Raw genomic sequence first — 21,862 nt, 5'->3', positions numbered from 1 at the left:
GATCAGGTTTGGAAATAATTTATTTCACCCGTAATATCACTCAGTCCTTAAAAAAGTATCAAAGTCTTTCTAGTAAGAGCGGTCTTCTGCATTTTCTCTCGAGAACCGATCTTATAACGCTTTCATTAACATTTCAAAGAAGATCCACTGCCAAATTAGATAATGCAATGCCAAAATTCCAGCCCTAATTCAGCTAATGTAATCATCAATATTAATTTTTTGGTTTTTTTACTTTTAAATCCTCTACACCAAAATGCCTTCCGGGAAATTGATATTTAAGCATTGTCAGGATCTTTTCTTTCAACCACCAGGCATTTTGACTGCGGGAGGGATTAATAAAAATGATCTTCAAACCTCCCTGCCACTCTTCTTCAGGAAAGGGACTATAGCTTTTGTTTTTCCTGAGACTTATGGAATGTACTATTTTGTGGCGGGGAAATAAATCCTGTAATTCTTTTTGCTGATTCAACCGATCACCTTCCAGAACAATCATACCTCTCTTGGACAACATTTTCTTTAGGGATTTTAGGTTTACGTCATTTCCATCAACGATTGCAAGATCGAAATTTTTATTAGCCGGCACAGTTCTCAAATCGGGATGTATCCTGAGCCGTTCATAATTACTCCCTATATTTGTGCTAAGAGATTTTAAACAAAAAGGGTTGATTTCAGTTCCTGTATAATTTAGGTTCTCATTCACTCGTATAAGTGTTCCGGCTATACTCCCAATTCCCAGCCCCACTTCCAACACATTTTTTATGTCAAACTTCCTGATGACGTGCTGTAACTTTAAAATTGCATATTCACTGGCAATATGCTGATTGCCTTCTGCCGAACAGAATCTTTCATATACCTGTAACATTTTAATTTTATGCTCCATTCTATCTTATAGAAGTAATTTCTCCTATCGGAAAATCATGTACCCAATTTGTCATCTGCACTTGGATTTTTTTACAATCACCTCAGAATCTGTATAAAAAATTTATGAATATGAGTTATTTCGGCTTTTGTTATCATTGAGTGCAAAATTGACTGCATTTTTATAAGACTCTGCGATTTCTTTGTGAGAATATTTTTTAAGGTAAACATTCCTGTTATTCGCTGCAATTTCAGATATTTCCTCAGAATTTAATTCCTTTATTCGTTTAAACTGTTTTACAAATGATGCCTTGCTGTCTGCTTCAAACCAAAAGTCATTTCCTGTACCGCGAAGCCTTTCTTCCATAGCTCCAACTCTGGTACTTAATAGCAGGCGTCCTGAAGCCATTGCCTCGACTCCCACAAGTGGCCCTGCCTCTGAGTAAGATGCCAGGATTAAACAATCAATTTCTCTAAAAATTTCCGGGATTTCTGTTGAAGCGATTGATCCTAATATCCTAACGTTCGGAATTCCCGCACAAATGTTTTCAAGCTTCAAGCGTAACTCTCCCTCTCCAATCAAAAACAAGGTATCGCTAAGGTCGCTACTTTCTTTAAAATAGAGTATCAGATTTTCCAGGTTTTTTTCCGGGCTTAATCTTCCAATCACCCCAAAATTGGTTACCCTTTTGCTAGCCAGAGGTATCTTAAGGAGTTCATTTTCCAAAAAAGATGTCTGGTCGATAATGTGATATTTAGGCTCATTTATTTTTTCATGTAAACTCCGGGCATTGTGATAAGAATGATGTATGAAATGCGTGACTTTCTGAAGATATGACGGAAATTTCTGTTTTAAAATTTTCCCTGTAGTTCTAAATATTAAAGGCTTTCCAAGCTTCTCTGAAAGTTCAATTATCTCTTTCGTGCGCAAAGTTTGAAGATGGGCGATTACGAAGATCAGATCATTCTTTTCAATGGTTTCTTTTAAAATATTCTTCTCACGGGATTTAATGAGTCTTAAATTAAATTTATTATTCACGTAAAAATATAATGGCTCTTTTCTCCTGTTCCTTAAATAACTTAGAATCGTAGCCGGTCTCAATAACTTGTACTTTTTAAACAACCTTTGCTTCAAAGATTTCATTCTAATCCCATCACTAATCTCATAAAACTGAGATTTAGGGGACATATTTCCGGTAGATAGCACACTTACATCAAAATCATCTTTTAATACAGATACAATAAAACCCGCTTCAAGCTCCCTACCTCCATGATCCTCAATAGGGCCTATTATTAAAACTTTTGTTTTCATCCCGGATACCGAAGTTTAAACAATGTCTTTAATAAATGCTTTTTCAAAATATAGACTTTATGTGAAGGGGTTTTTCTTTTTTTCTTTTCTGAAGGAGAAATATCTTGACTTTGGATATTTAACTTTTGACCTGATGGGATGTTATGCATCCAGTCTTCCACCTGGTTTCCCATGTGATACGCAAAATTTTGATAGGTACTCAACCTCATCAATCCGGCTTTATCTATGGGCTCATCTATATATTTGTTCTCAGAATCCCCGCCTACAAGAGTCAGGGATGGAATTTTGGGTACAGTAGAAAAAAGAACTTCTCTCTTAATTGTGATTACCTGATGTCCACTGCCGACTATTGCCCGGACGCCATTCCTGGAAACAATGGGCCACTTAACCTGATCATTTTTTTCATTGTTCCAGTTAATGCTTGAGAGATATTTGTTCTGGTCGTCAAAATTCTCAGGAACCGGCAGGTAAGAAAATTTTATCCGGCCAAATAGAATTTGCTTAAAAACTGAGCTTGTGCCATAGAACAATCCATGCCTGAATGAAATGGGAGAGACGGAACCGGCTTTTTTAAACGCATTAAAAATTTCGTAGATTGCCGAATCCCAGTTTGGTTTATAAAGAATATCTGCATCACTTAAAGTGATCAATTCTTCCCGTGCCCCTCTTGCAGCACCCACTAATGCATCAATTTTCCCGATATTTTGCCTGTGATGAATTATACAATCTATTTCTTCTGAAGAATAGCTTTCTATCAGGTCTTCGACCTCACTACAAGAACCATTATTGACCAAAGTAATAGAATAGTGCCCATTATTAGCAAGAATAAGTGATTTTATGCAAAGCTCAAATACCTCCAGAGAATTCTGGTAATAACCGGTGAGCGCCGGAATGAATACCACAACCACTACTCTGTGATTGGTTTTCAAAGCAATCTTCTTCTGCGTTTTTTGAGGATTGGAACCGGTTCTCATTGGGGGCTTTTTTTCTGCTTCAGGGAATATAACAATTGTTTTCTCCATTGCCCCGTGCCAATTATTTCATAATTATATTTTCTAAAAATACTTTCCAGTTCAGTTTGGGAATAATCACTTAACCAGCCTCTTTCCAATCGGTTCGCATCAGACAAATCCCTGCAGGAATAGGACAACACTACATTTTTCACAAAAGGCTTTAATTGATTAAAAACTTTATCTATATCATAAACATATTCAAGAACCCCACTAAAAACTGCGGTATCATACAGCGAAAGATCGATCAAAACAGGCTGGTTAAGGTCACATACTATTACATCGTCCGATCTTTTATAAATATCTGATGGAGTATAAGAACAGCCGGATGGAAGACTATTTTTTAAGGCCATATTACCGGCTCCAAACTCTATAATTCTGGATCCGGGTTCAATATAACCTGCCAGAATCGTTGTGCGCTCATCCCAATCGGGAAACAATTCTGTAGTTCTTTCCCAGCGCCTGTAATCTGTGGATTTATTTATTCGAAGTTTCCTGGTTTCTCCTGCCTGGACTCGGGCCCTATGACTCCGGATCAAATCCCTAACAAAATTGCGGGTAACATTCAGGACAGTATCTATAATTTTGATTTTCAATCTACATCTGAATTTTAAAAATGATACGTTTCAAATCGTCCTGGATTCGAAAGGAATAATTATAGTCCCGATAGTTAAAAAGAATCTCTTGAAGTATCCTGTCGTTTACCTCTTTGAGAGAACAGTAAGGCTGACTTTGTTTTCCCAGAAGGTTTTTGGTTTTATGCTTAAAAGTAGAAAAATATGGATCTTCATAAAATTCGGCATGGATAATTTCTCCGGCGTAAGTAGGAATTTCTTCTCTCAGGAAGTGTTCTACCTGCGCCAGAATATTGGGAATTGAGAAAGTGAAGTTTGGTTTCTCAAGCTGCTGTGCCTTTTCGGAATTGTTGATCTTCCCCATTCCTTCCTGTCTTAAAGGCTTGGTCACCCTTCTGTCCCTGTTCCTATGAAAATGTTGTTGATTGATCCGCATTATATTCTTTAATCTGGGATTAGTGGTAAGAAGCTCATTCTCTGATCCTGAAAAACTTCTGTGCCAGTTATGATAAAAGAAAAGATCTTCATTTTTATCTCTCTTATATCCTGCATTCTCAAGGCGTGCGAAAAGGTCTTCATCTTCAGCTCCGTAAAAATGGAAGAACTCGTCAAAGCCATTAATCTGGATAAAAGCATGTTTAGGAGCGAGTATCATTCCATTAACATCTCCAATGCGGGAGGGTTTGAGATCTTTAAAATTATATTCAGATTTAAGTTTTTGTGATTCTTCTTTATCAAGATATCCCATTTTGAAGAGTTGGAAAACATCTGGCCTTTTAAGACTATCCAGGAGAGCTGTCGCCTCGGGATGAAAAATCAAATCTACATCTGCTATAAATATGAAGTCCCCTTTGCTCTGAAGGATACCGTAATTAAGTGCCTTACTTTTATTCCAAAGTAAATTTTCAACAGGAAGATAAATATATTTTACAAAACTATAACTCTTCAAAAGTTTCTCAAGATCAATGGCTGTTTCTCTATTACTCCCGTAATCAACAAAGATCACTTCAAAATTTTGAGAACTTTGCAGCTTTAGTGACTCCATACTGAACCTGATCCTCTGTATTTCGCGATTTCGGTAAGCGTAGATTATACTTATACTGCTTTTCATGGGTTTAGGAGTTCTGCTTCAATTGAAGCATATTTTCGTAAAACATTCCTGGTAACAGTGTCTCTATCCAATTGAGGTTTTATTCTTTCAAAATTATATTGCACCGCTTTTTCCAGCAAATCCAGATCCTTTAAAGCCTCCAAAATTAGTTCCCGAATTTCCTTAACATTCTGTGGATCCTGAATTAGTAAACCATTTACTCCCGGTGTGATCCATTCCTCTGTTACTCCCCCGGGATTGGACTGAATTGGGAAGGCACCCATTATCATGGCTTCGAGCATGGTGTTAGGTGTCCCATCAGAAATACTGTTTCCAATGTAAATAAGGGATTTCCCCATTAATTTCATCAGCTCTGCACGACCTATATTATTTTGAATACTATAGTTTTCCTTTTCACCGAGATTATGTTTATTTATATAATCCATTGCAACTTCATCTGCACCAAAAACTATAACCTGAAAACCCGCCAGCTCTTTTTCAATTCCTTCCAAAGCCTGCAGTACTTTAACGCATTCCCCAAAAAGCTTCTGATATCCTTTGATCAAAATAATTTTTCGATCTCTTAGAGGGATTATATCCTCCTCAAGATCAAAATTATAACCACCACCACCGGGAAAAACTCCTAGAAACTTTCCTTTAAAACCGTATTCTCTAGCAATTTCATAATCACGATGGCAATCAGCAAACATGTAGTTAATTCGGGGTAAAACTGCTTTTATATCTTTTAAATAATCAGGTTCATTTTGAAAATAGAAAAGATCATTTCCCCATGCCGAATATATCCATTTTATATTTGGATATTTTCTCATCACTTCTAAAATAGGTGCGCAGGCAGAAAAAAGCACAAAACTTTGAACCACATCAGGTTTAATTTCCCGTATTTTCTTATCAACAATATCTGCAAGCTCCCTTTCATTTAGATTCTCCATCATCTTGTACAGAAAAGGAACACTTCTTTTTAGTGTCTGTCTTCCCGGAAAATTAAATCGTCTCTTCCAGCCCACCGTTTGATGAACCCAGTCAATATTTTGCACTGAAGAACCGTTATCAAAAACATCTATCCAATAGACCTCATGACCCGAATTTTTCAACTGATTGGTCCAGTTAAAAAAATGATTGGCAAACATGGAAACCATCAGGATCTTCATTACTTGATCTTTAATGTATCAATTACCAATTTCAAATGGCCTTCAGAAAGATATTGTTCCAAATCGGGCCTGTTTAGCTCAAGATTTCCTGCATTGAATTTCCAGTCCTTGTAAAGATCGGATATCATCTCACTAATTTTCTCAGTTTCATCTATTTCAGCCCAATAAGGGTAAGCCTCTCCCAGCAATCTTCTTGTTTCACTCAGTTGAGGGCCAAGGAGCAGAATTGGTTTATTTGCTTTAACACAATGGGGAAATTTACCGGGTAAAAAAGGGCTAATTTCAGACTTGGCTTCCAGTATAATATTTACAGAGGCTTGCTCCTGCATTCCCAGTACTATTTTGGAATCTAATGATGACTGGACCACAAAATTCGCTTTAGAAATAAGCTTTTCATACTTCTGTAGTTGTTTTTGGTGTTCATTCGTATTTCCAATAAAAATTAGCTTCGCATCAATGGAAGCTTCAGGATGGAGTTCTAAAAAGCTTTTAAAAGCTTGGATCAGAAATTCAGGTTTTCTTGGGCCTAATAAGGTACCGGCATGCAGAAGGTTGAATCCTTTGACATTGAAAAATTCAGGCAAAGCATCCGGGGTTGAAGGGGCAGAATCTATTTGATGTGGTATCACCACTCCTTTTTGAAGAAAGCCTGGAAAATAACTTCCCATCCACTCCATAAGCAGTTTACTGGGAAAAGCATTAAAAGCTGCTTTTTCTGAAATATCATTCATGAATTCCCATTTTTTGGAATATCCGGGTTCCACCCAGGCAAAGGGTCTTGGATAGAGATGCATGGGATAAGGATCATGGATATAGGCCATCCATATCTTATGCCATTCCGGCATTTTCAAAAGAGCGTGATGAGGCCTGAAACTTCCACCTTTACTTAAGGTCAGTACCAGATCCGGCTTAAAATTTGTATCTTTTTTTAGAGCTGAAATTATACTTTTCCTGTCATTGAATAAAGTAAAAGAGAACCCAAATAAGTGTTCCAGTGGCTTGTTTAGTTGAATTTTAAAGAGATAACGAATATATCTTTCAATTCGACTGAGAAAAAAAAGACTACTCCGCCTCTTTTCGGGGATGGCATAACAGGGTACTCCATTAATTTTAAGGTCATTTCGGGTATAGTGGTAAACCTTCAGGTCAAAACCGGCTTTATGCAAATTTTTTATCATAGCCACATTTGCCTTGGAACCACTACTGTCCTCAACATTGATCGATTCTACAACTACTAGTATTTTCTTCAAGTTAAAAATGTTCTTTTTATCAACCTAAATTGTCTTTTCTAACCACAAACTACTTCCGGTAGCCTTTGCCATAAGGGGCATAGAAACTAAAGCTTCAGGGTTTACTTTACTCAGGTAGTCATTAAACATTATAATTTTAAATCCCTCGTTGTACATTAGAAATGCCTGAATATAATAAACTTCGTTCCAACCGAAACCATCGAGAACCCAATCTTTAGGGTATTCAAAAGGAAAATGGATATCGTGAATGTGAATTAAAACTCCTTTCTTTAAAATGGGAAGTATTTTATTCAGAATAAATTGGACATCACTACCCGTTTTGATAATATGGGAACTATCCACAAATAAAATATCCCCCGGTTCGAAAGTTTTAAAAATGTGCAGGGGAATTCCCTGAATTTCTTCTGCAATTAATTGAACTTTTTCTTCCTTCTTATTCATTAGTTGGAGCAGTCGTGTCTCCGGATATGGCTCAACAAAAATCAATTCTATTTCACCGCCGAAAAAACATTCATTCGTGTCTAACATCAAGGCCGAAGAAAAACCTGATCCAATTTCTATAATTTTTTTAGGTTCATAATGCCTTATCATAAAATATAAGATAAGGCCGTCACCATAGGAAAAATAGGGATTATTCAAAAAGTAACGAAACTCCTTATTCTTGTTTTCGGGAAAAGGAAGATCAATATAGAATTTACTTAATTCACTTAGAAGTTCTAACTGTTCCTTTCTTCTTAAGTCAATCCCCGGTATAATTTGTGGTAAATCTGAAGGCCAGATTTGATCTTGCCTTTTTCGAATATCATCTAAAGAGACTACGCTGGAGTAAAAATGGCCGGCAGGAAATCTGGAATTTAAACTTAAACGGTGCAAAGTTTTCACATAAGGAAGTCTGTTCAATCCGGACTTGAGAATGTTCTTAATTTTCTTTTTCAACATAAGCACGCGGATTTTTATACCTTTTGGAATGATCTTAAGAGTACATCAGTAATTCTAGCAGCAGCATTACCGCCGCCATAAGGATTTGGCCCGGATGGATCCGGAATAGAACCATTAAGAATTTGCTCACTTTCCTCAATTATACGTGATGCTGAAGTTCCCACTAAAATACTAAACCCTTTTTCCAAACCTTCAATTCGTTCCGTTACCTCCCGCGTCACAATGACGATCTTATTAAAGGAGGGAGCTTCTTCCTGAACTCCGCCGGAATCGGAAATTATGAATTTCGACTTTTCCATTAACCACATGAGTGCTGGAAAATTGAGAGGTTTTAGCAACACAATATTTGCCCTGGAATCAATATTTTCAAAAATTATTTTTTGGACTTTTGGATTTGGGTGAACAGGAAAGAGGATTTGAACATCTTTTCTGTTTCCTAAATAATTTAAGCTTTTGCACAACTCTAATAATCCATGTTGAAAATTTTCTCTTCGATGTGCGGTCACCAGGATTAAATTTAAACCAGGATCAACCCTTTTTTCAAGATCATTAATTTCAGAATTCCTATATCCAGATTTCAAGATGCTTTTTGCATATTCCAAAGCATCTATAGATGTATTACCTGTCACATAAACATCCTCTTTAGTCACACCTTCTTTTAACAGGTTTTGTTGCGCATGAGCAGTGGGAGCAAAATGAAAATTTGCTATTCTGCTTAAGAGCTGCCGGTTCCCCTCTTCAGGATAGGGTGAAGTTAAATTGTATGTTCTTAAGCCGGCTTCAATATGCGCTACCTTAACGCCTGCATTAAATGCTGCCATCGCCACACAAAAAGCTGTCGTGGTATCTCCCTGGACTATCACCAGGTCCGGCTTTTCCATATTCAGAACAGGTGCGAATTCTTTAAAGATTTGTGCACTAAGAGAATTAAGGTTTTGATCAGGTACCATAAGGTTCAGGTCAAAATCAGGCTGAATCGAAAAGAAATCCAGTACCTGGTCTAGCATTTCGCGGTGCTGAGCAGTAACGCAAACTTTAAAGTTAATTTTCCTCCTAATCAATTCCCTAATAACGGGGGCCATTTTTATAGCTTCAGGTCGTGTTCCAAAGGTTAACAGTACTTTCAATTTCTCAGAATTTTTCCTTTAATATAAAAAATTGGTCGCAGCCAGGAATAATATTTCAGACCCATAAGGTATTGCATCTTTTCAAACTTTCCTGCACCTGTCGCGAAAAGAGTTTCTTCGATGATTTCTTTGTTGCGCAGGTTAAATCCTAACCTTAGGAAAAAGTTTTTCAAGCCGGGAGTAAATAAATTCTTTTTCTTCAGCACGCTAATGATTTCTATAGCGGCCTGAACGTACGAACTTACTCTTGCCTGATCATTTTCCCAAAATTCGGCTGTGTTTGAATTAGAATGTTTCCTATTGAAATATAAAACCTGCTCTATAGAAACCCCTTCATAACCTTCAGAAAGAATTCGGGTATAGCACTCCCATTCCTCGGCATACATCAACTCTTCATTGAACCTTAGGTTTTGAAAGCATCTTCGACTCCATAACACGGTACAGGATGCAAAAGGAATTTTTCCGGTGATCATTTTTTCAAGATCATTTATGCGGAATAGTTCTTCCTTGAATTTATCGATCTTGTTCAGGTTATTTTCTGTCCAATTTCCCGTGAAAGGTTTTTTATCAAATCTGCAAAAAGATGTCTCATACTTTTCAAGAACATTTACACTCACCTGGAGATTTTCAGGATGTAGAATGTCATCATCATCAACGAACATGATATATCTCCCCTTTGCTAGATCCAATCCATTATTCCTTGAGCCGGGAAGACCCTGTGAATATTTCTTTGCTCTTTTAAAATAATGAAACCTTTTATCTCCTTTAATATTTTTCTCGACGACTACGGCGGTATTATCCGTGCTCCCATCATCAATTATCAGGCATTCCCAGTCTTCGAAACTTTGCCTTCTTAGCGAATTCAAAGTTTCCTCAATTAAATGGCGGCGATTAAAAGTAGCCATGATGACTGAGACCTGAGGAATCTGGAGCTCTTCCTTCACTGTAGTTTTCTTTTTAAGTATTTCAAAGGTGCAAGAATTTTATTTCCTAAACTAAATTCTGCTCCCCTTGACATCTTAAGCTTTTCATTTTCTTCCTTCTTAATTTTCGCAAATAGCTCAGTTATAAGAATATCAAAATGTTGAACATACAAATCCCTATGTTTTAGTACAATTTGTTGGTATTTGTCATGCTTCATATCCTTAATTCTAGCTGTCGTGGAATTTTCCCTGACCTGGTAATGAAAGAGAACTTCGTTCAAGACCGCAGCACGGCCTCCTTCCTTAAGAATATTCAGGTACAATTCCCAGTCTTCGAAACCCAAAACAGGAAGAGTTTCCTCGTAACCTGCACACCTCATCCAGTCCTCCCTTCTAAACATCGAACTTCCCAGTGCTGAGTTTGAGGTGAGAAAATTGATATAATCTCCACCGGCCGGAGTATATATATCAATTGATCCTTTCTTATTAAATCTCTCTGCCTTACAGGTGACGATCTTCACCTCAGGATCTTTATCCATTAATTCTATCGCTTTTTCACAAAAAGTAGGCTCAAAGAAATCATCGGAATCCAGATTTAAAATATATTCTCCGGTACCTTTTTTAATACCCCGGTTGCGCGCAATGCTTTGTCCAAGATTTTTCTGAAGGATAACATGATCCACCCGGCCACTCAATTCTTCAATCATACCGGCCACGGGCAGATTTGAGCCATCATCCACAACAATAATTTCTTTATTACAATATGTCTGTGCCCTTGCAGATTCGACAGCTGTAACCACATCCGGATCATTAAAGCAGGCAATAACTATGGACAATTTCGCTTTCAAACCTGGTTCTTTTTTCTAAGGTGTTCTAAGCTAACAGATTCAGCCTGAATAAATATTATTTCCGGGGTTTTTGTTTCAATAGAATTTACAACTCCTTCAGGAGTCAAATGTTCCTTGTAATATTTGAGAACTTCTTCTCGCATTTCCTTTATTTGAATTAGATTATAATGAAAAAGTTCTTTAATTAACTCGTCTAATTCTTCAAGTGTATCGTATGTGAAACAATTATGATGATCCTCCAGCTTTGGCCGCATAAGTTCAGAATAACTTTTATGGATGACAGGGATGCAGCCTGCTGCCATTGCTTCTATAATATTATGACTTATTGGTATAACAACCCCGGGTAAAGCGAGATAAAAATAGAATTCGGGTAAGGTTGCTTTCAATTTTAATCCTTTTATTTGGAAGTCTTTAGAAGTATCTATCAAAATGACTCTGGAATCTTCCCTGCCCGATAAAAATTCGTTTAATTCTTCTACAGATCTTAAGCCCTTATAATATTCCTTCCCTGTCAGATATTTAGCTGTTTCAAATCTACTCGGCAGGTTAAAGTACTTTTCTTTTGAAATTTCCTGATAGTACCTGCTGTCACAATTCCCTATCATGAAAATACTCCTTTTTCTTTCCTCATTCTGAGCTAAACTATTCTCCCAACAATCCTTATGATAAAAATAGGGATATTCTCCACTATGTACGTGATAGTGGGAGGGCAAAAAATTGTTATTGAAGAAATCACTGAAGTAATCATTACTTAATTGCTCTGCCTCTAACCACAGTGTAGCTTTCTTTCTTGACGGTACTCCAAATTTAACAAAACCTTCTTCCAAAAGCCAGGAAGCGTATTGAAATTCTCCGGTCTTTTTGCTTAGAATATTTATTGTGTTTATATCCTTAGGAAGGTAGACTGTATAACCATTTATATTGAAGAATTTAAGAAAACTATATAAATAACGGTTCAAAGAAATATTTGAAATATCTGCATAAAGAATTTTTTCTGTATCCTTAATTTGACTTGCCTTTAACAATACTCTGCGGTAATTATAATTCTGCTCAAGTTTTCTTTGAAAACGTTTCCTTAATGAATAAAATAACATATTCCTATTTTTTTAAAATAAAGAAAATTTCATCCATTGTCTTTGCAATGTTTTGAGGTTTAAACTCTTCTAACTGTTCCTCTGGATATTGAAATCCATTTTCATGTAGAATTACAGCTTGGTTCAAAGCCGTAATTACTGATTTTATTGAAGAAGGATTAAATATTGGCATCTTGAATTTTTGAAGAGCCTCTTTAATATTCCCAGTTGCAGGACCGCAAACGACTTTCCTAAAGGTAAATGCCAAAAACACGTTCCCGGAATTTAGAATATCTATTCTCGGGACCAAAATGACATCTGCAGCCGAAATTCTAAGTGAAAATTCCTCAGAGCCAAGTTTTTCATATGTGAAAATATAAGTAGGAGGTTTATACTTTGCCTTAAATCTATTCACCAAATATTTTTTCACATCAACAAATTTCTTTAGAGCAATCCTACCTCTAAAATCTCTTTTAATCTCTGTCCTCATATTGGAACTTATCAAAACCTTATGAGGAACTTTAAGCGCTTTAAAAGTATTTAAAACAAGTCTTCTTTCCTTGAAGTTCCTTATAGCTCCGGGAACTGTAATAATAAAAGAATTGGGAGCAATTCCTAGTTTTTCACGGGCTACTTTTTTAGAAAAAACTTCATAAGATTTTTGATATAAAGGGTGACGTACTATCTCGTGCCGGGCATTGGGATAAATAACTTCATATTTTGCTTTGCTATACTCACCCAGGTGGATGAAAACATCGGTATATTTTTCTATTAACTCGAACAGCTGTGTGAAAAGCGGGGTAGAACCCTTAGTTCGTCGATCATCATGCTTAGTGTAGACTACTACCGAGTTTTTTTTCCAAAATCGTATATCCTTTTCAAGATCCAACAGTTGTTGTTCTGTTGGCTCCCACCAGTCAAAAAGAGCTTCTGGCCAATGAATATTTACTATATCATATTCAGAGGAATAATTTTTATAATGATCATAAACAAAAGAACATTCTGAATAGGTAATAATTTCTTTAAGATAAGGGTTTAAATCTTCTTTAAATGGAAGTAATACTTTCAAGTGCGTTTATGTGTATATAATATACCCGAAAATAACCCTTTTAACCGACTTATAAAAAATGGTTGCAAATAAGTTCCCTTAATTCTTCCAACTATTTCCTGAACCAAAATTTTTAAATAATGTTTTTGGACTTTTCTGTAGAAAGAAAAAAATTTTTTACTTAAGATCATCCTATTCCTCATCATATAATAATGAAATAAGGCAGTTTTTTGACTTGTTAAATTATAAGACTTGGCAGTAGAATTTACGGCCAATCTCCAGCCTTTCTCTTTTGCTCTTAAGCACCAGTCAGTTTCTTCGAAATAAAGAAAATAATCCTCACAAAATAAACCAATATCCTCAAGCGCCTCTTTTCTAAATAAAAGACAACTCCCGTCAATATAATCTATGTCATAATCTATTGATCCCTGAATTTCATCTACCAAATAATTATGATTTTTATGGTAGGTACGTAAGCTTTCATCCCTGACAATTTTCTCGCCATCTGAAAATATTAAATCCGGATCTTCCCTTTTTAATATTCTTGGCCCTACTGCTGCAAGTTTATCATCCTTCTCCATAAGGTTAAGAAGATGGTTTAACGTTTCTGCGTTAATTCTTATATCAGGATTTAAGACCCATATAAAATCTGCTTCCTCATCTAAGGCTTTTTGAATTGCAATGTTATTGCCGCCAGCATATCCTAAATTCTCAGGATTAAATAATAAGTTTTTTGAAGGAATATTTTTCTTTAGATTTTCAATGTCATTAATTCGTGAAGCATTATCTATAATTAAAATTTCTGAAATGTCTTGGCCGTACTGAGTGAGATTTTTAAAAAGCCCGATACATTCATCAGAAGAATTATAATTTAAAACAATGGCATAAACTTTTAACATCCTCAATAATTTAAAAATCCTTTAAGGCGGACTTAGTAGCCTCCAAATATTGAGTTCCATATTGTTGGCAAGGCTCCAGGTGGTTTCCTTCTGCCCATTCATTCATCGCATTAATAAATATAAAATTCTCTTCTTCAGAATAAGGCCCAAATTTTTCTGATAATTTTTGCAACCAATATTGGTACTTTTCAGGAGTACTCCCAATGGCTATTATTCCATTTTCGCCTCTACGTGGCGTGTTATCCCAGGAAGGTGTTACAGATCGAAATAATTTATATTCAGGCACCTCTCTATCAATACTTTCTTCCACAGCCTGTTTATAATCCCGGAAACTGTGACTCTTCTTCTTTTCTCTTTTTAAAATATTTAAAATTGAATTACTTTTCGACTCTTTTTTATATTTTAAAATGTGATGTGGGGAAAATTCTATTGCTGCATCAAATCCGGATTCCTGAGGCTTCTGAATTTTATAAAAGCTTTCCATTACACAGAGGTATAAATCTTTATAACCAAACTCTTCCTTAGCTATTTTTCTCCAAAGTTTAAGAGTCTCCTGAATGTTAGGGAACAAATCTGCCCTGTAAATAACAAATACGGGTTTCCCATCTACTCTAATATATCTTTTATCACTAAAAACATTATTGCATAGCCAACGAATATGGGCTGTATCATCCTTCGTATCATATTCCTGTTTGATCAACACTTCATTTTCAAGCCCGTCCCATCGTCTGGTCCAGTTCTCATTAGCCCAACACAACATAAATGGCATATTGGGTTTTTTAAGCCTAAGCATTTCATCTATTGGATAATCAAGTAATCTTTTACCATTAAACCAGTAATGATAATGGCAGAAACCATGAATCCCATGTTCTGCTGCGATCTTTGCCTGAGCATCTCTGGCTTGTTCGAGCCTTAGATCATAAAAACCTAAGTCGGCCGGTAAATGTGGTTGATAATGATCTTTGTATAAGGGCTTTGCCTTTGCGACATTTGTCCATTCTGTAAAACCTTTACCCCACCACTCATCATTTTCGGGAATAGGATGAAATTGCGGTAAGACTATAGCTATTGCTCGTAACCTTTTCAAAATTCTTTCTTTTATTTAATTACTTCCTTTAATGAACCTTTATTACGGAGCAATATTATATTATTTAATCTTATTCAAAATCCACAAATTGAATTTTTTCCAGCTAAATCTTTTCTTCTGTAACGATTGAATCCTACTTTCCATTTGTACGGGATAGAACTCCCGGACAATAGAATAAAAATCAGCTTTATCAATATAATTTCTATTCCCTTTTTCTGTAGTGGCTTTAGGGACATCTTTCGAAATCCCTATCTGTTGCCCCTGGTGAATCCTGTATTTTATAAGATTTTTATCAAAAAAATATAATCCCTTTTGAGCTGAAGCATGTAACCCAAGCCACGCATCATGCCAATATCCTAAGGGTACCTCAATAGGAAGTACATATTTTTTTAAACTTTTATGAAAACAGATTGTAGCACCCGTAATCTTATTGTCATTATTCAAAAGATCATTAAAGGCATTGTTATTATTTTTCCAGGATTGCCGTTTTGGTTTTTGAAATCCCCATTTATCCCACAACGTGGTGTTTAAAGAATTTGATTTTTCGTCAATCAACAGGCCATTCGTAAAAAGCAGTTTGCAATCCTCATGTTTATTAAAAAAAGAGCTCATTACCGAGACTTTATTTTTACTCCAAATATCATCCTGATCGCTCAAAAAAATGAGTTGTCCATTGGTTAAAGAAATTGCCTTTTCAAAATTTTTTATAGTCCCCAGCGACCTCTCATTAAAATGTAATTTTATAATATAAGGATATTTTTGCTGATAACTCGCTAAAAGCCCCTGCGTATTATCAGAGGAAGCATCATCGCATATAACAATTTCATCAACGGGCAGAGTTTGATCCAATATGCTATTCAATTGTTCCCGAAGAAACATTTCTCCGTTACAGGTACACAAAGCTACTGATAGGATCATGAATTTTTATGGTTTAAAAGGTCTAAAATAGGGTTTAAACTTTGAGTATACCAGAAAGAATTCAGATCAATTGACTTCTTTAAACTTGAAAATATTCTTAGAAAACAAAAAATTGACCGCTTGAGCAATAGAATGTTTGTCTACCCCCATTCCGAAAATATAATATAACCTGTTCTTCCAGCTAATATCTTCTTTTATTAATCTATTGTACCAAAAATTTCTAACTATCCCAATCTCACTATGAGTAGCGAAATCATAATTATAGGATTTTTGATGAAATTCAAGAGAAGTCTGAATCCATTTATTGTCAAAATTCCCTGTGGAAAAGTGGAGAATGGGAATTTTTGAGGTTACATAGTTGGTGAATTTATTAGAAACTCTCAAAGAAATATCAAGGTCGTAAAAATGAAAATCTTTCAATTCTTCATCAAATTTAAATTCCTTCCATCTATCTTTTCTCATTGCAAGAAAAACTCCATCTAACGTTTTAACTTTGAATAGACTACCTTTCTCATCCTGTGAAAGCTTTTCATTTAAAGAATGTTTTACATAAACATGTCTGCATTTTTTTAATCCCAAATCATGACCAGTAGGTAATTTAAATTTTTTACAACCGCCAGCAATACCAACTATTCCTAAATCTTTATCTTTTAAAATTTCAATTAATACAATCCCCCAATTTTCAGAAAGGAATTGAATGTCTTCATGGATGAAAAGCAACTTTTCATATTTAGCCCTGGTAGCTCCAATATTATAAGCTTTACCAATGCTCATTAGGCGGGGGTTTGAAACCTTCACAATTTCAAAAGGAATATTCCCAATGCTTTTATAAATATAACTTTTCAATTCCTCGAAAAGGTTTTCGCGATAAGAAGAAACAATTATTGAAATCATCCTACTGTTTTTATTTCTCTCTTGTTTTATAGATATAAGCAAATTTGAAAATTTTATGCAAAGAATTTAAGCATATAATAGAGCCATTTCTTATTTCTATAGTAATTTAAATAGGAATTAACAGAATCTTCAATATTTAAATTATTTACCGCAAATTTTCTGAGTTTATCTCCATCACTTGCACAATATTTTGATAATTCCGCAGTAAAAACTTTTTTATCAAACTTTTTATTAAAATATCTACCTGAACAATTTTTTTTTATACTAAGTTCTACCTTATCCGTAATATACCCATCCCCGCAGGAATCAAAATATCCTCTATCATCATAGATAATTACTGGCCTACCACACGCCATCCCCTCGTACGCACTTCTTCCTAAACCAACAACCAGATCAGAAGTGTTAATTAAACTTTCCATATCCCAAGTTGGATTTTGATATTTATTTGCTGCAATAAATTTTAAGCCCATTTCATCACAACTATTTTTAATTAAATCATTTGCTGCTTCGGACTGACACATACTTAGTACGGTCTCTAATTTTTTACTAACTTTTTGGTTAGGTTTAAACCTATTGAGATTAATACCGTTTAAGATAATTTTACTTGTTATTCCTTTTTGCCTTAAATAATTATGAACCTCCAGCGAAATTGAAACATACGCGTTAGCACGTTTATGGGGTTGCTCCAATTCCGGGAAAATGCCATGACAAGTTTGGATTAAAAAACCTTTCCCATAAAATTTCTCAACAATTGAGGTATGATTTGCAAGAATTAGATCATACCTGTCATGAGTTGAAAATTTCACATCAAGATTTTTTTCTATTTTCTCAGAAACTAAGCCTCGAATGTTGGTATAATATTCTACTTGGAAATTCCTTCTTCTTATCAATTCTTCAATAATTGAATATGTAAAAGTTTCTGAGCCTCCTAAAGTGTGTAAGTGATTGGTGGCCACTAAGATTCTCATTGGGGATTTTTTAATTAGACTAAATTTTAAAATTCTTGCATTTGAATTTTACAATCCAACAAAAAAGGTGGATATGATTGGGTGGGATGTTCTATTTGCAAGGATAAAATATTATTTATTCTGAGCATAGGGTTTTTTAATTCAGATGAACTATATATAATAAGGTTCACAGTATAAATTCCTTTAGATAATTGCAAATTTGGATGGATAAATAACAGCTTGAACTTTCCCGTATCTAAAGCCCTTACTTTTTGATCATAATTAAAAATTGCCACCTCCCTTTGTTCCTTATCATAAAAACTAACAGTAATAAACGGCAAATGATAAAGAGTTAAATTCTCCAGTTCTAACTCCAAATGAAGTTGAGTATTCCAGTTTACTAAAAACTTTTCTTCTTCTTTTTTAGCATTAATAATTCGTGAATTTAAAAATCGTATTGAATTATCTGTAAATATTATACTTTCCGGATTATTTGAAAACTTATTATAATATGATGCAATGCCCTTAGCCACATCCTTTCCTTGATAATATGATTCTCCCTTATTCAAAAGTAAAATTTGATTACATAACCGGGAAATCATTGGCATGTTATGTGAAACAAAAATTAGCGCTGTATTAGGTAATAATCGATCAATAGATTTAAAACACTTTAATACAAAGCCCATATCTCCAACAGCCAGAACTTCATCTATGAGAAGAACATCTGGCTCAATCTGAACTGCAATTGCGAAACCTAAACGCACCGTCATCCCACTACTATAGTTTTGTACAGGCATATCTATAAATTCCCGTAATTCTGCAAAATCTATTATCTCTTCAATTTTATCGTTTATTTCCCTTCGGGTAAAGCCGAGAATTGCTCCATTATTAAAAATATTTTCCCTGCCGCTTAAAATAGGGTTAAATCCGGCTCCCAATTCAATAAGCGCCCCCACCCTACCTTTTATAGTTACTTTACCAGTATCTGGTTTTATAAGCCCGTTGAGTATTTTTAAAAGAGTAGATTTTCCTGCGCCATTATGGCCAATTAAACCCAGGCATTCCCCGCGACGAAGTTCAAAACTTATATCCTTGACTGCCCAGAATTCCTTATCCCGTAAGCTGTTATTTTTGTTCCCTCCAATATTGGAATACAAATCTTTAACACCATACCAAAGACTGGTTTTAAGATCCTTGCAAAACTTTTTTGAAAGGCCTTCAACTTTCACCAATAACTCATTCTCTTTCATAATATATATCAGTTGGATCTTTCTACAATAATAGGGATTGAAATTCTATAAAATACCAGCCCTGTAAAAAACAAAGGAATACAAAAAGCTATTACGGCTAAATAATATATTAAAAAATTAGGATAAGAACCTGTTAGAAGATCTCTGGTTGTGACAATTAAAGGGGTCAATGGGTTAATTTGCATCACTTCTCGCATTATACCTTCCTTTGGAATTGCATAAACCACAGGAGTGATATACATTATAAAATTGAGCCCCATAGATATAATCTTTCCTACATCATTATAAAGCATCCCGATAGGAGTAATAAACAAACCTATTGTGGTTCCAAATAAAAGAAGACCGAAAATGGCAAAAGGCAGCAACAGCAGACTCCAGTGAAATCCAATTCCAAACAGAAATATAAATGCCATTAGCAATAAAATTTTTATCGAAGAATTAAACAGCAGTTTATATAATCCTGAAAGAATTAATGCTTCTTTGGGAAAATTAATTTTATTCATTATGCCCCGAGCTCCATTTGTATTTTGCGCTGGCGAATTAATTGCCGCAATTATAATGGACCACACCAAAGTGCCGGAAAAAACAAATAAAGGATAAGGTATTCCTGTTTCGGTGACCTGTATGGTGCCTGACAGGGTCAAAAAGATCCATACCGCAGAGGTTACAAGGGGAGTAATGAAAGCCCAAATTATCCCAAGATAAGATTGCCGGTATTGCGCTTTAATATCCCGCTCTGCTAACTGTCTTGCCAAAAATCTTGAAGAATATATATCACTAATACTCTCTTTAAGATGCTTACCAAAACTTAATTTATTTTCTCTTTGATAAATTCTAGTTTCTAATTCCAATCAATTAAATTTTGTACCATGTTTGTGCAAAAATGCTAATTTTCTTAAACCTGCCTCCTTCCCTCTCTATCAATGGGTAGACATTTTTGATCTATTTTTTGTTCATTTTAAAAGTTGCTTAAAAAAGGCCTTGATCATCTTTTTATATTTGTAGGTGAAGAATCTTTTTCTGTTCTCTTCCTTTTTATAAGCTTCTTTAAAACTCTCACCAGATAAAACTACCTCCCCTCTCATTTCATTAACAGGTTGCTCTTGTTTTCCTTTTTTAATGACCAGAATGCTGTCATAATAGTGTATTGAATGTGTACTTCTGGTAAATTCATCAACTTTCAAATTCTCTTCTCTTGAATGCCATGCATTTAATCTATCTATGAGATTTTTACTGTATTCAATAAAACTTCCCTGCTTTTTAAAACCTCCCCCATAATTCTTCCAATAGGAGGTGTGAAGATCTTCACAAAGATAAACACCATCCTCTTTAATATGTCCATATAATTCTTCAAAGGAAACTATTTGTTGATTCATATAGTGCCCACCATCATCTATCAAAATATCAATTTTTGGTATCTGTTTCTTTATTGTTTTTAAAAAATTCCGGTCTTCCTGAGAACCGATAAAGATTTTTGTTTTTTCTGTTTCAAATTGCTTACACTCAGGATTGATGTCAATTCCAAATATTTGAGCATTTTCTCCAAAATAACTGCGCCACATATTCAAAGACCCACCCTGAAATACTCCTATTTCTAAAATTATAACAGGTTTATTCTTATATTTTTTAAACCAGAATTCATAAATATCAAAATAATGTATCCATTTATTAATACTGTTATCCTCATTTTCCTGAAAAAAGGTTCTTAGCTCTGACATTTCATTTTTTAGGATTCATTAATTTTCTCTTTAATATATACAAGTATAATTTCACAACTCTAATTGGACTTGTCAAAATTAATTTACTACTTATAGGCAATAATTGCGCAAATCTTTTTTCACGTAAAAGACAACCCAGGTACGAAAACCGGTGTATTTTTAAACTTTTTGATATAACGCGATCATGAGCAGCAAAATGTATATCTTTTTTTAAATATTTCAGAATTTCCATGTTTTCTTTGGCAACCTTACATGGCACCGTCTTCATTTTTTCAGAAACTCCAATTTCCCTTCTGTATACGGCTGTTACATCACTTAAATATTTGATTTTTTCTCCTTTCCTGGTGGTCCATAAATATAGTGGCCAGTCTCCATATGGACATTGATCGATCCAGACCGGGAAGTCATCCGGGGCCAATTTATTTTTAAAGAGAGCCGTGGCCGAGCAAATATAGTTTTGAAAAATCAGATTTTCAAAACCGGTGATGGCTCTTTGATCTTCGTAACCTTTAATGACAAACCGTCCATCGGTAAATAGAAATTTAAAAGAGGTAAAAACTAGGCTGTAGTCAAAATTTTTCTCTAAAAAATCTACTTGATTTTGCAACTTAAAAGGATCCGTCCAATAATCATCCCCATCACAAATCGCTACGTATTTTCCATCACACTCTTTATAGGTCCTGATAAAATTGTTTATTAAACCAAGGTTCTTGTTTGACGGGAGCAATTTTATTTTTTCAAGATTCACCGCTGCATATTCCTCGCAAATTGCCCTTGTCCTATCAGTACTGAAATCCTCTCCTATAACTAATTCATACTTAAAATTGGTTTCCTGCATCAGCACTCCATCAATGGCCTGCGCAATGAAATCTTCCTGATTATAGGTGAGCATAAAAACACTTACGCAATTGTCAGTCATAACAGAGA

General features: G+C 35.0%; 22 protein-coding genes. All 22 read right to left on the bottom strand.

The window, feature by feature from the left end:
* Positions 1–211 precede the first annotated feature (211 nt).
* A complete protein-coding gene (locus FHG64_RS14910) occupies positions 212–880 on the bottom strand; it encodes a class I SAM-dependent methyltransferase (RefSeq protein WP_139067154.1) in 669 nt (222 codons plus the stop codon).
* 102 nt (positions 881–982) lie between these two features.
* Entirely contained in the window at positions 983–2,170 is a 1,188-nt protein-coding gene (locus FHG64_RS14905) for a glycosyltransferase family 4 protein (protein WP_139067153.1), read from the bottom strand.
* Positions 2,167–3,144, bottom strand: a complete 978-nt coding sequence (locus FHG64_RS14900; protein WP_168191373.1) for a glycosyltransferase family A protein — start codon at positions 3,142–3,144, stop codon at positions 2,167–2,169. The genes FHG64_RS14905 and FHG64_RS14900 overlap by 4 nt, the downstream gene beginning before the upstream one ends.
* Positions 3,141–3,776, bottom strand: a complete 636-nt coding sequence (locus tag FHG64_RS14895) for a class I SAM-dependent methyltransferase (protein WP_139067151.1) — start codon at positions 3,774–3,776, stop codon at positions 3,141–3,143. Before FHG64_RS14895 ends, FHG64_RS14900 begins: the two co-directional genes overlap by 4 nt.
* Position 3,777: 1 nt before the next feature.
* Positions 3,778–4,866, bottom strand: coding sequence for a glycosyltransferase family 2 protein (locus tag FHG64_RS14890; protein ID WP_139067150.1), 1,089 nt, complete (start codon positions 4,864–4,866; stop codon positions 3,778–3,780).
* A complete protein-coding gene (locus FHG64_RS14885; protein WP_246054134.1) occupies positions 4,863–6,014 on the bottom strand; it encodes a glycosyltransferase family 4 protein in 1,152 nt (383 codons plus the stop codon). The genes FHG64_RS14890 and FHG64_RS14885 overlap by 4 nt, the downstream gene beginning before the upstream one ends.
* Positions 6,014–7,264 carry a glycosyltransferase family protein gene (locus FHG64_RS14880; RefSeq protein WP_246054132.1) on the bottom strand — a complete coding sequence of 417 codons (1,251 nt, stop codon included), beginning with the start codon at positions 7,262–7,264 and terminating at the stop codon, positions 6,014–6,016. The genes FHG64_RS14885 and FHG64_RS14880 overlap by 1 nt, the downstream gene beginning before the upstream one ends.
* Positions 7,265–7,288: 24 nt before the next feature.
* Positions 7,289–8,146, bottom strand: a complete 858-nt coding sequence (locus FHG64_RS14875) for a class I SAM-dependent methyltransferase (RefSeq protein ID WP_168191372.1) — start codon at positions 8,144–8,146, stop codon at positions 7,289–7,291.
* Positions 8,147–8,217: 71 nt separating this feature from the next.
* On the bottom strand, positions 8,218–9,330 hold the full coding sequence (gene wecB / locus FHG64_RS14870; RefSeq protein WP_139067147.1) for a non-hydrolyzing UDP-N-acetylglucosamine 2-epimerase: 1,113 nt from the start codon (positions 9,328–9,330) through the stop codon (positions 8,218–8,220).
* The gene (locus FHG64_RS14865) at positions 9,327–10,274 is read right to left on the bottom strand and encodes a glycosyltransferase family 2 protein (protein WP_139067146.1); all 948 of its coding nucleotides are present in this window, start codon (positions 10,272–10,274) and stop codon (positions 9,327–9,329) included. Before FHG64_RS14865 ends, wecB begins: the two co-directional genes overlap by 4 nt.
* Positions 10,271–11,101, bottom strand: a complete 831-nt coding sequence (locus FHG64_RS14860) for a glycosyltransferase family 2 protein (RefSeq protein ID WP_139067145.1) — start codon at positions 11,099–11,101, stop codon at positions 10,271–10,273. The genes FHG64_RS14865 and FHG64_RS14860 overlap by 4 nt, the downstream gene beginning before the upstream one ends.
* Positions 11,098–11,928: a hypothetical protein gene (locus FHG64_RS14855; protein WP_139067144.1), complete on the bottom strand. Its 831-nt coding sequence runs from the start codon at positions 11,926–11,928 to the stop codon at positions 11,098–11,100. Before FHG64_RS14855 ends, FHG64_RS14860 begins: the two co-directional genes overlap by 4 nt.
* A 271-nt stretch (positions 11,929–12,199) precedes the next feature.
* Positions 12,200–13,063: a hypothetical protein gene (locus FHG64_RS14850; protein WP_139067143.1), complete on the bottom strand. Its 864-nt coding sequence runs from the start codon at positions 13,061–13,063 to the stop codon at positions 12,200–12,202.
* 176 nt (positions 13,064–13,239) lie between these two features.
* A complete protein-coding gene (locus tag FHG64_RS14845) occupies positions 13,240–14,121 on the bottom strand; it encodes a glycosyltransferase family 2 protein (RefSeq protein ID WP_139067142.1) in 882 nt (293 codons plus the stop codon).
* 10 nt (positions 14,122–14,131) lie between these two features.
* Positions 14,132–15,208, bottom strand: a complete 1,077-nt coding sequence (locus tag FHG64_RS14840) for a glycosyltransferase WbsX family protein (RefSeq protein ID WP_246054130.1) — start codon at positions 15,206–15,208, stop codon at positions 14,132–14,134.
* 60 nt (positions 15,209–15,268) lie between these two features.
* Positions 15,269–16,126 carry a glycosyltransferase family 2 protein gene (locus FHG64_RS14835; protein WP_139067140.1) on the bottom strand — a complete coding sequence of 286 codons (858 nt, stop codon included), beginning with the start codon at positions 16,124–16,126 and terminating at the stop codon, positions 15,269–15,271.
* A 66-nt stretch (positions 16,127–16,192) separates the two neighbouring features.
* Positions 16,193–17,020, bottom strand: coding sequence for a glycosyltransferase (locus tag FHG64_RS14830; RefSeq protein ID WP_139067139.1), 828 nt, complete (start codon positions 17,018–17,020; stop codon positions 16,193–16,195).
* A 53-nt stretch (positions 17,021–17,073) separates the two neighbouring features.
* On the bottom strand, positions 17,074–17,988 hold the full coding sequence (locus FHG64_RS14825; protein ID WP_139067138.1) for a glycosyltransferase: 915 nt from the start codon (positions 17,986–17,988) through the stop codon (positions 17,074–17,076).
* A gap of 26 nt (positions 17,989–18,014) precedes the next feature.
* On the bottom strand, positions 18,015–19,217 hold the full coding sequence (locus FHG64_RS14820) for an ABC transporter ATP-binding protein (protein ID WP_139067137.1): 1,203 nt from the start codon (positions 19,215–19,217) through the stop codon (positions 18,015–18,017).
* Between the two features lie 8 nt (positions 19,218–19,225).
* Entirely contained in the window at positions 19,226–20,068 is an 843-nt protein-coding gene (locus tag FHG64_RS14815; RefSeq protein WP_246054128.1) for an ABC transporter permease, read from the bottom strand.
* 102 nt (positions 20,069–20,170) lie between these two features.
* Positions 20,171–20,935 carry a class I SAM-dependent methyltransferase gene (locus tag FHG64_RS14810; protein ID WP_139067136.1) on the bottom strand — a complete coding sequence of 255 codons (765 nt, stop codon included), beginning with the start codon at positions 20,933–20,935 and terminating at the stop codon, positions 20,171–20,173.
* Position 20,936: 1 nt separating this feature from the next.
* Positions 20,937–21,854 carry a glycosyltransferase gene (locus tag FHG64_RS14805; protein ID WP_139067135.1) on the bottom strand — a complete coding sequence of 306 codons (918 nt, stop codon included), beginning with the start codon at positions 21,852–21,854 and terminating at the stop codon, positions 20,937–20,939.
* Positions 21,855–21,862: the final 8 nt, after the last annotated feature.

Origin of the sequence: Antarcticibacterium flavum, from assembly GCF_006159205.1 — a bacterium.
GTDB lineage: Bacteria > Bacteroidota > Bacteroidia > Flavobacteriales > Flavobacteriaceae > Gillisia > Gillisia flava.
Note: the sequence above shows the minus strand (reverse complement) of the source record. Positions and strands in the feature narration are given on the sequence as shown.

Coding starts and splice junctions, on each gene's coding strand:
- FHG64_RS14910 (WP_139067154.1), bottom strand. CDS start 880: ATGGAGCATAAAATTAAAATGTTACAGGTATATGAAAGATTCTGTTCG.
- FHG64_RS14905 (WP_139067153.1), bottom strand. CDS start 2,170: ATGAAAACAAAAGTTTTAATAATAGGCCCTATTGAGGATCATGGAGGT.
- FHG64_RS14900 (WP_168191373.1), bottom strand. CDS start 3,144: ATGAGAACCGGTTCCAATCCTCAAAAAACGCAGAAGAAGATTGCTTTG.
- FHG64_RS14890 (WP_139067150.1), bottom strand. CDS start 4,866: ATGAAAAGCAGTATAAGTATAATCTACGCTTACCGAAATCGCGAAATA.
- FHG64_RS14885 (WP_246054134.1), bottom strand. CDS start 6,014: ATGAAGATCCTGATGGTTTCCATGTTTGCCAATCATTTTTTTAACTGG.
- FHG64_RS14845 (WP_139067142.1), bottom strand. CDS start 14,121: ATGTTAAAAGTTTATGCCATTGTTTTAAATTATAATTCTTCTGATGAA.
- FHG64_RS14835 (WP_139067140.1), bottom strand. CDS start 16,126: ATGATCCTATCAGTAGCTTTGTGTACCTGTAACGGAGAAATGTTTCTT.
- FHG64_RS14830 (WP_139067139.1), bottom strand. CDS start 17,020: ATGATTTCAATAATTGTTTCTTCTTATCGCGAAAACCTTTTCGAGGAA.
- FHG64_RS14825 (WP_139067138.1), bottom strand. CDS start 17,988: ATGAGAATCTTAGTGGCCACCAATCACTTACACACTTTAGGAGGCTCA.
- FHG64_RS14820 (WP_139067137.1), bottom strand. CDS start 19,217: ATGAAAGAGAATGAGTTATTGGTGAAAGTTGAAGGCCTTTCAAAAAAG.
- FHG64_RS14810 (WP_139067136.1), bottom strand. CDS start 20,935: ATGTCAGAGCTAAGAACCTTTTTTCAGGAAAATGAGGATAACAGTATT.
- FHG64_RS14805 (WP_139067135.1), bottom strand. CDS start 21,854: ATGACTGACAATTGCGTAAGTGTTTTTATGCTCACCTATAATCAGGAA.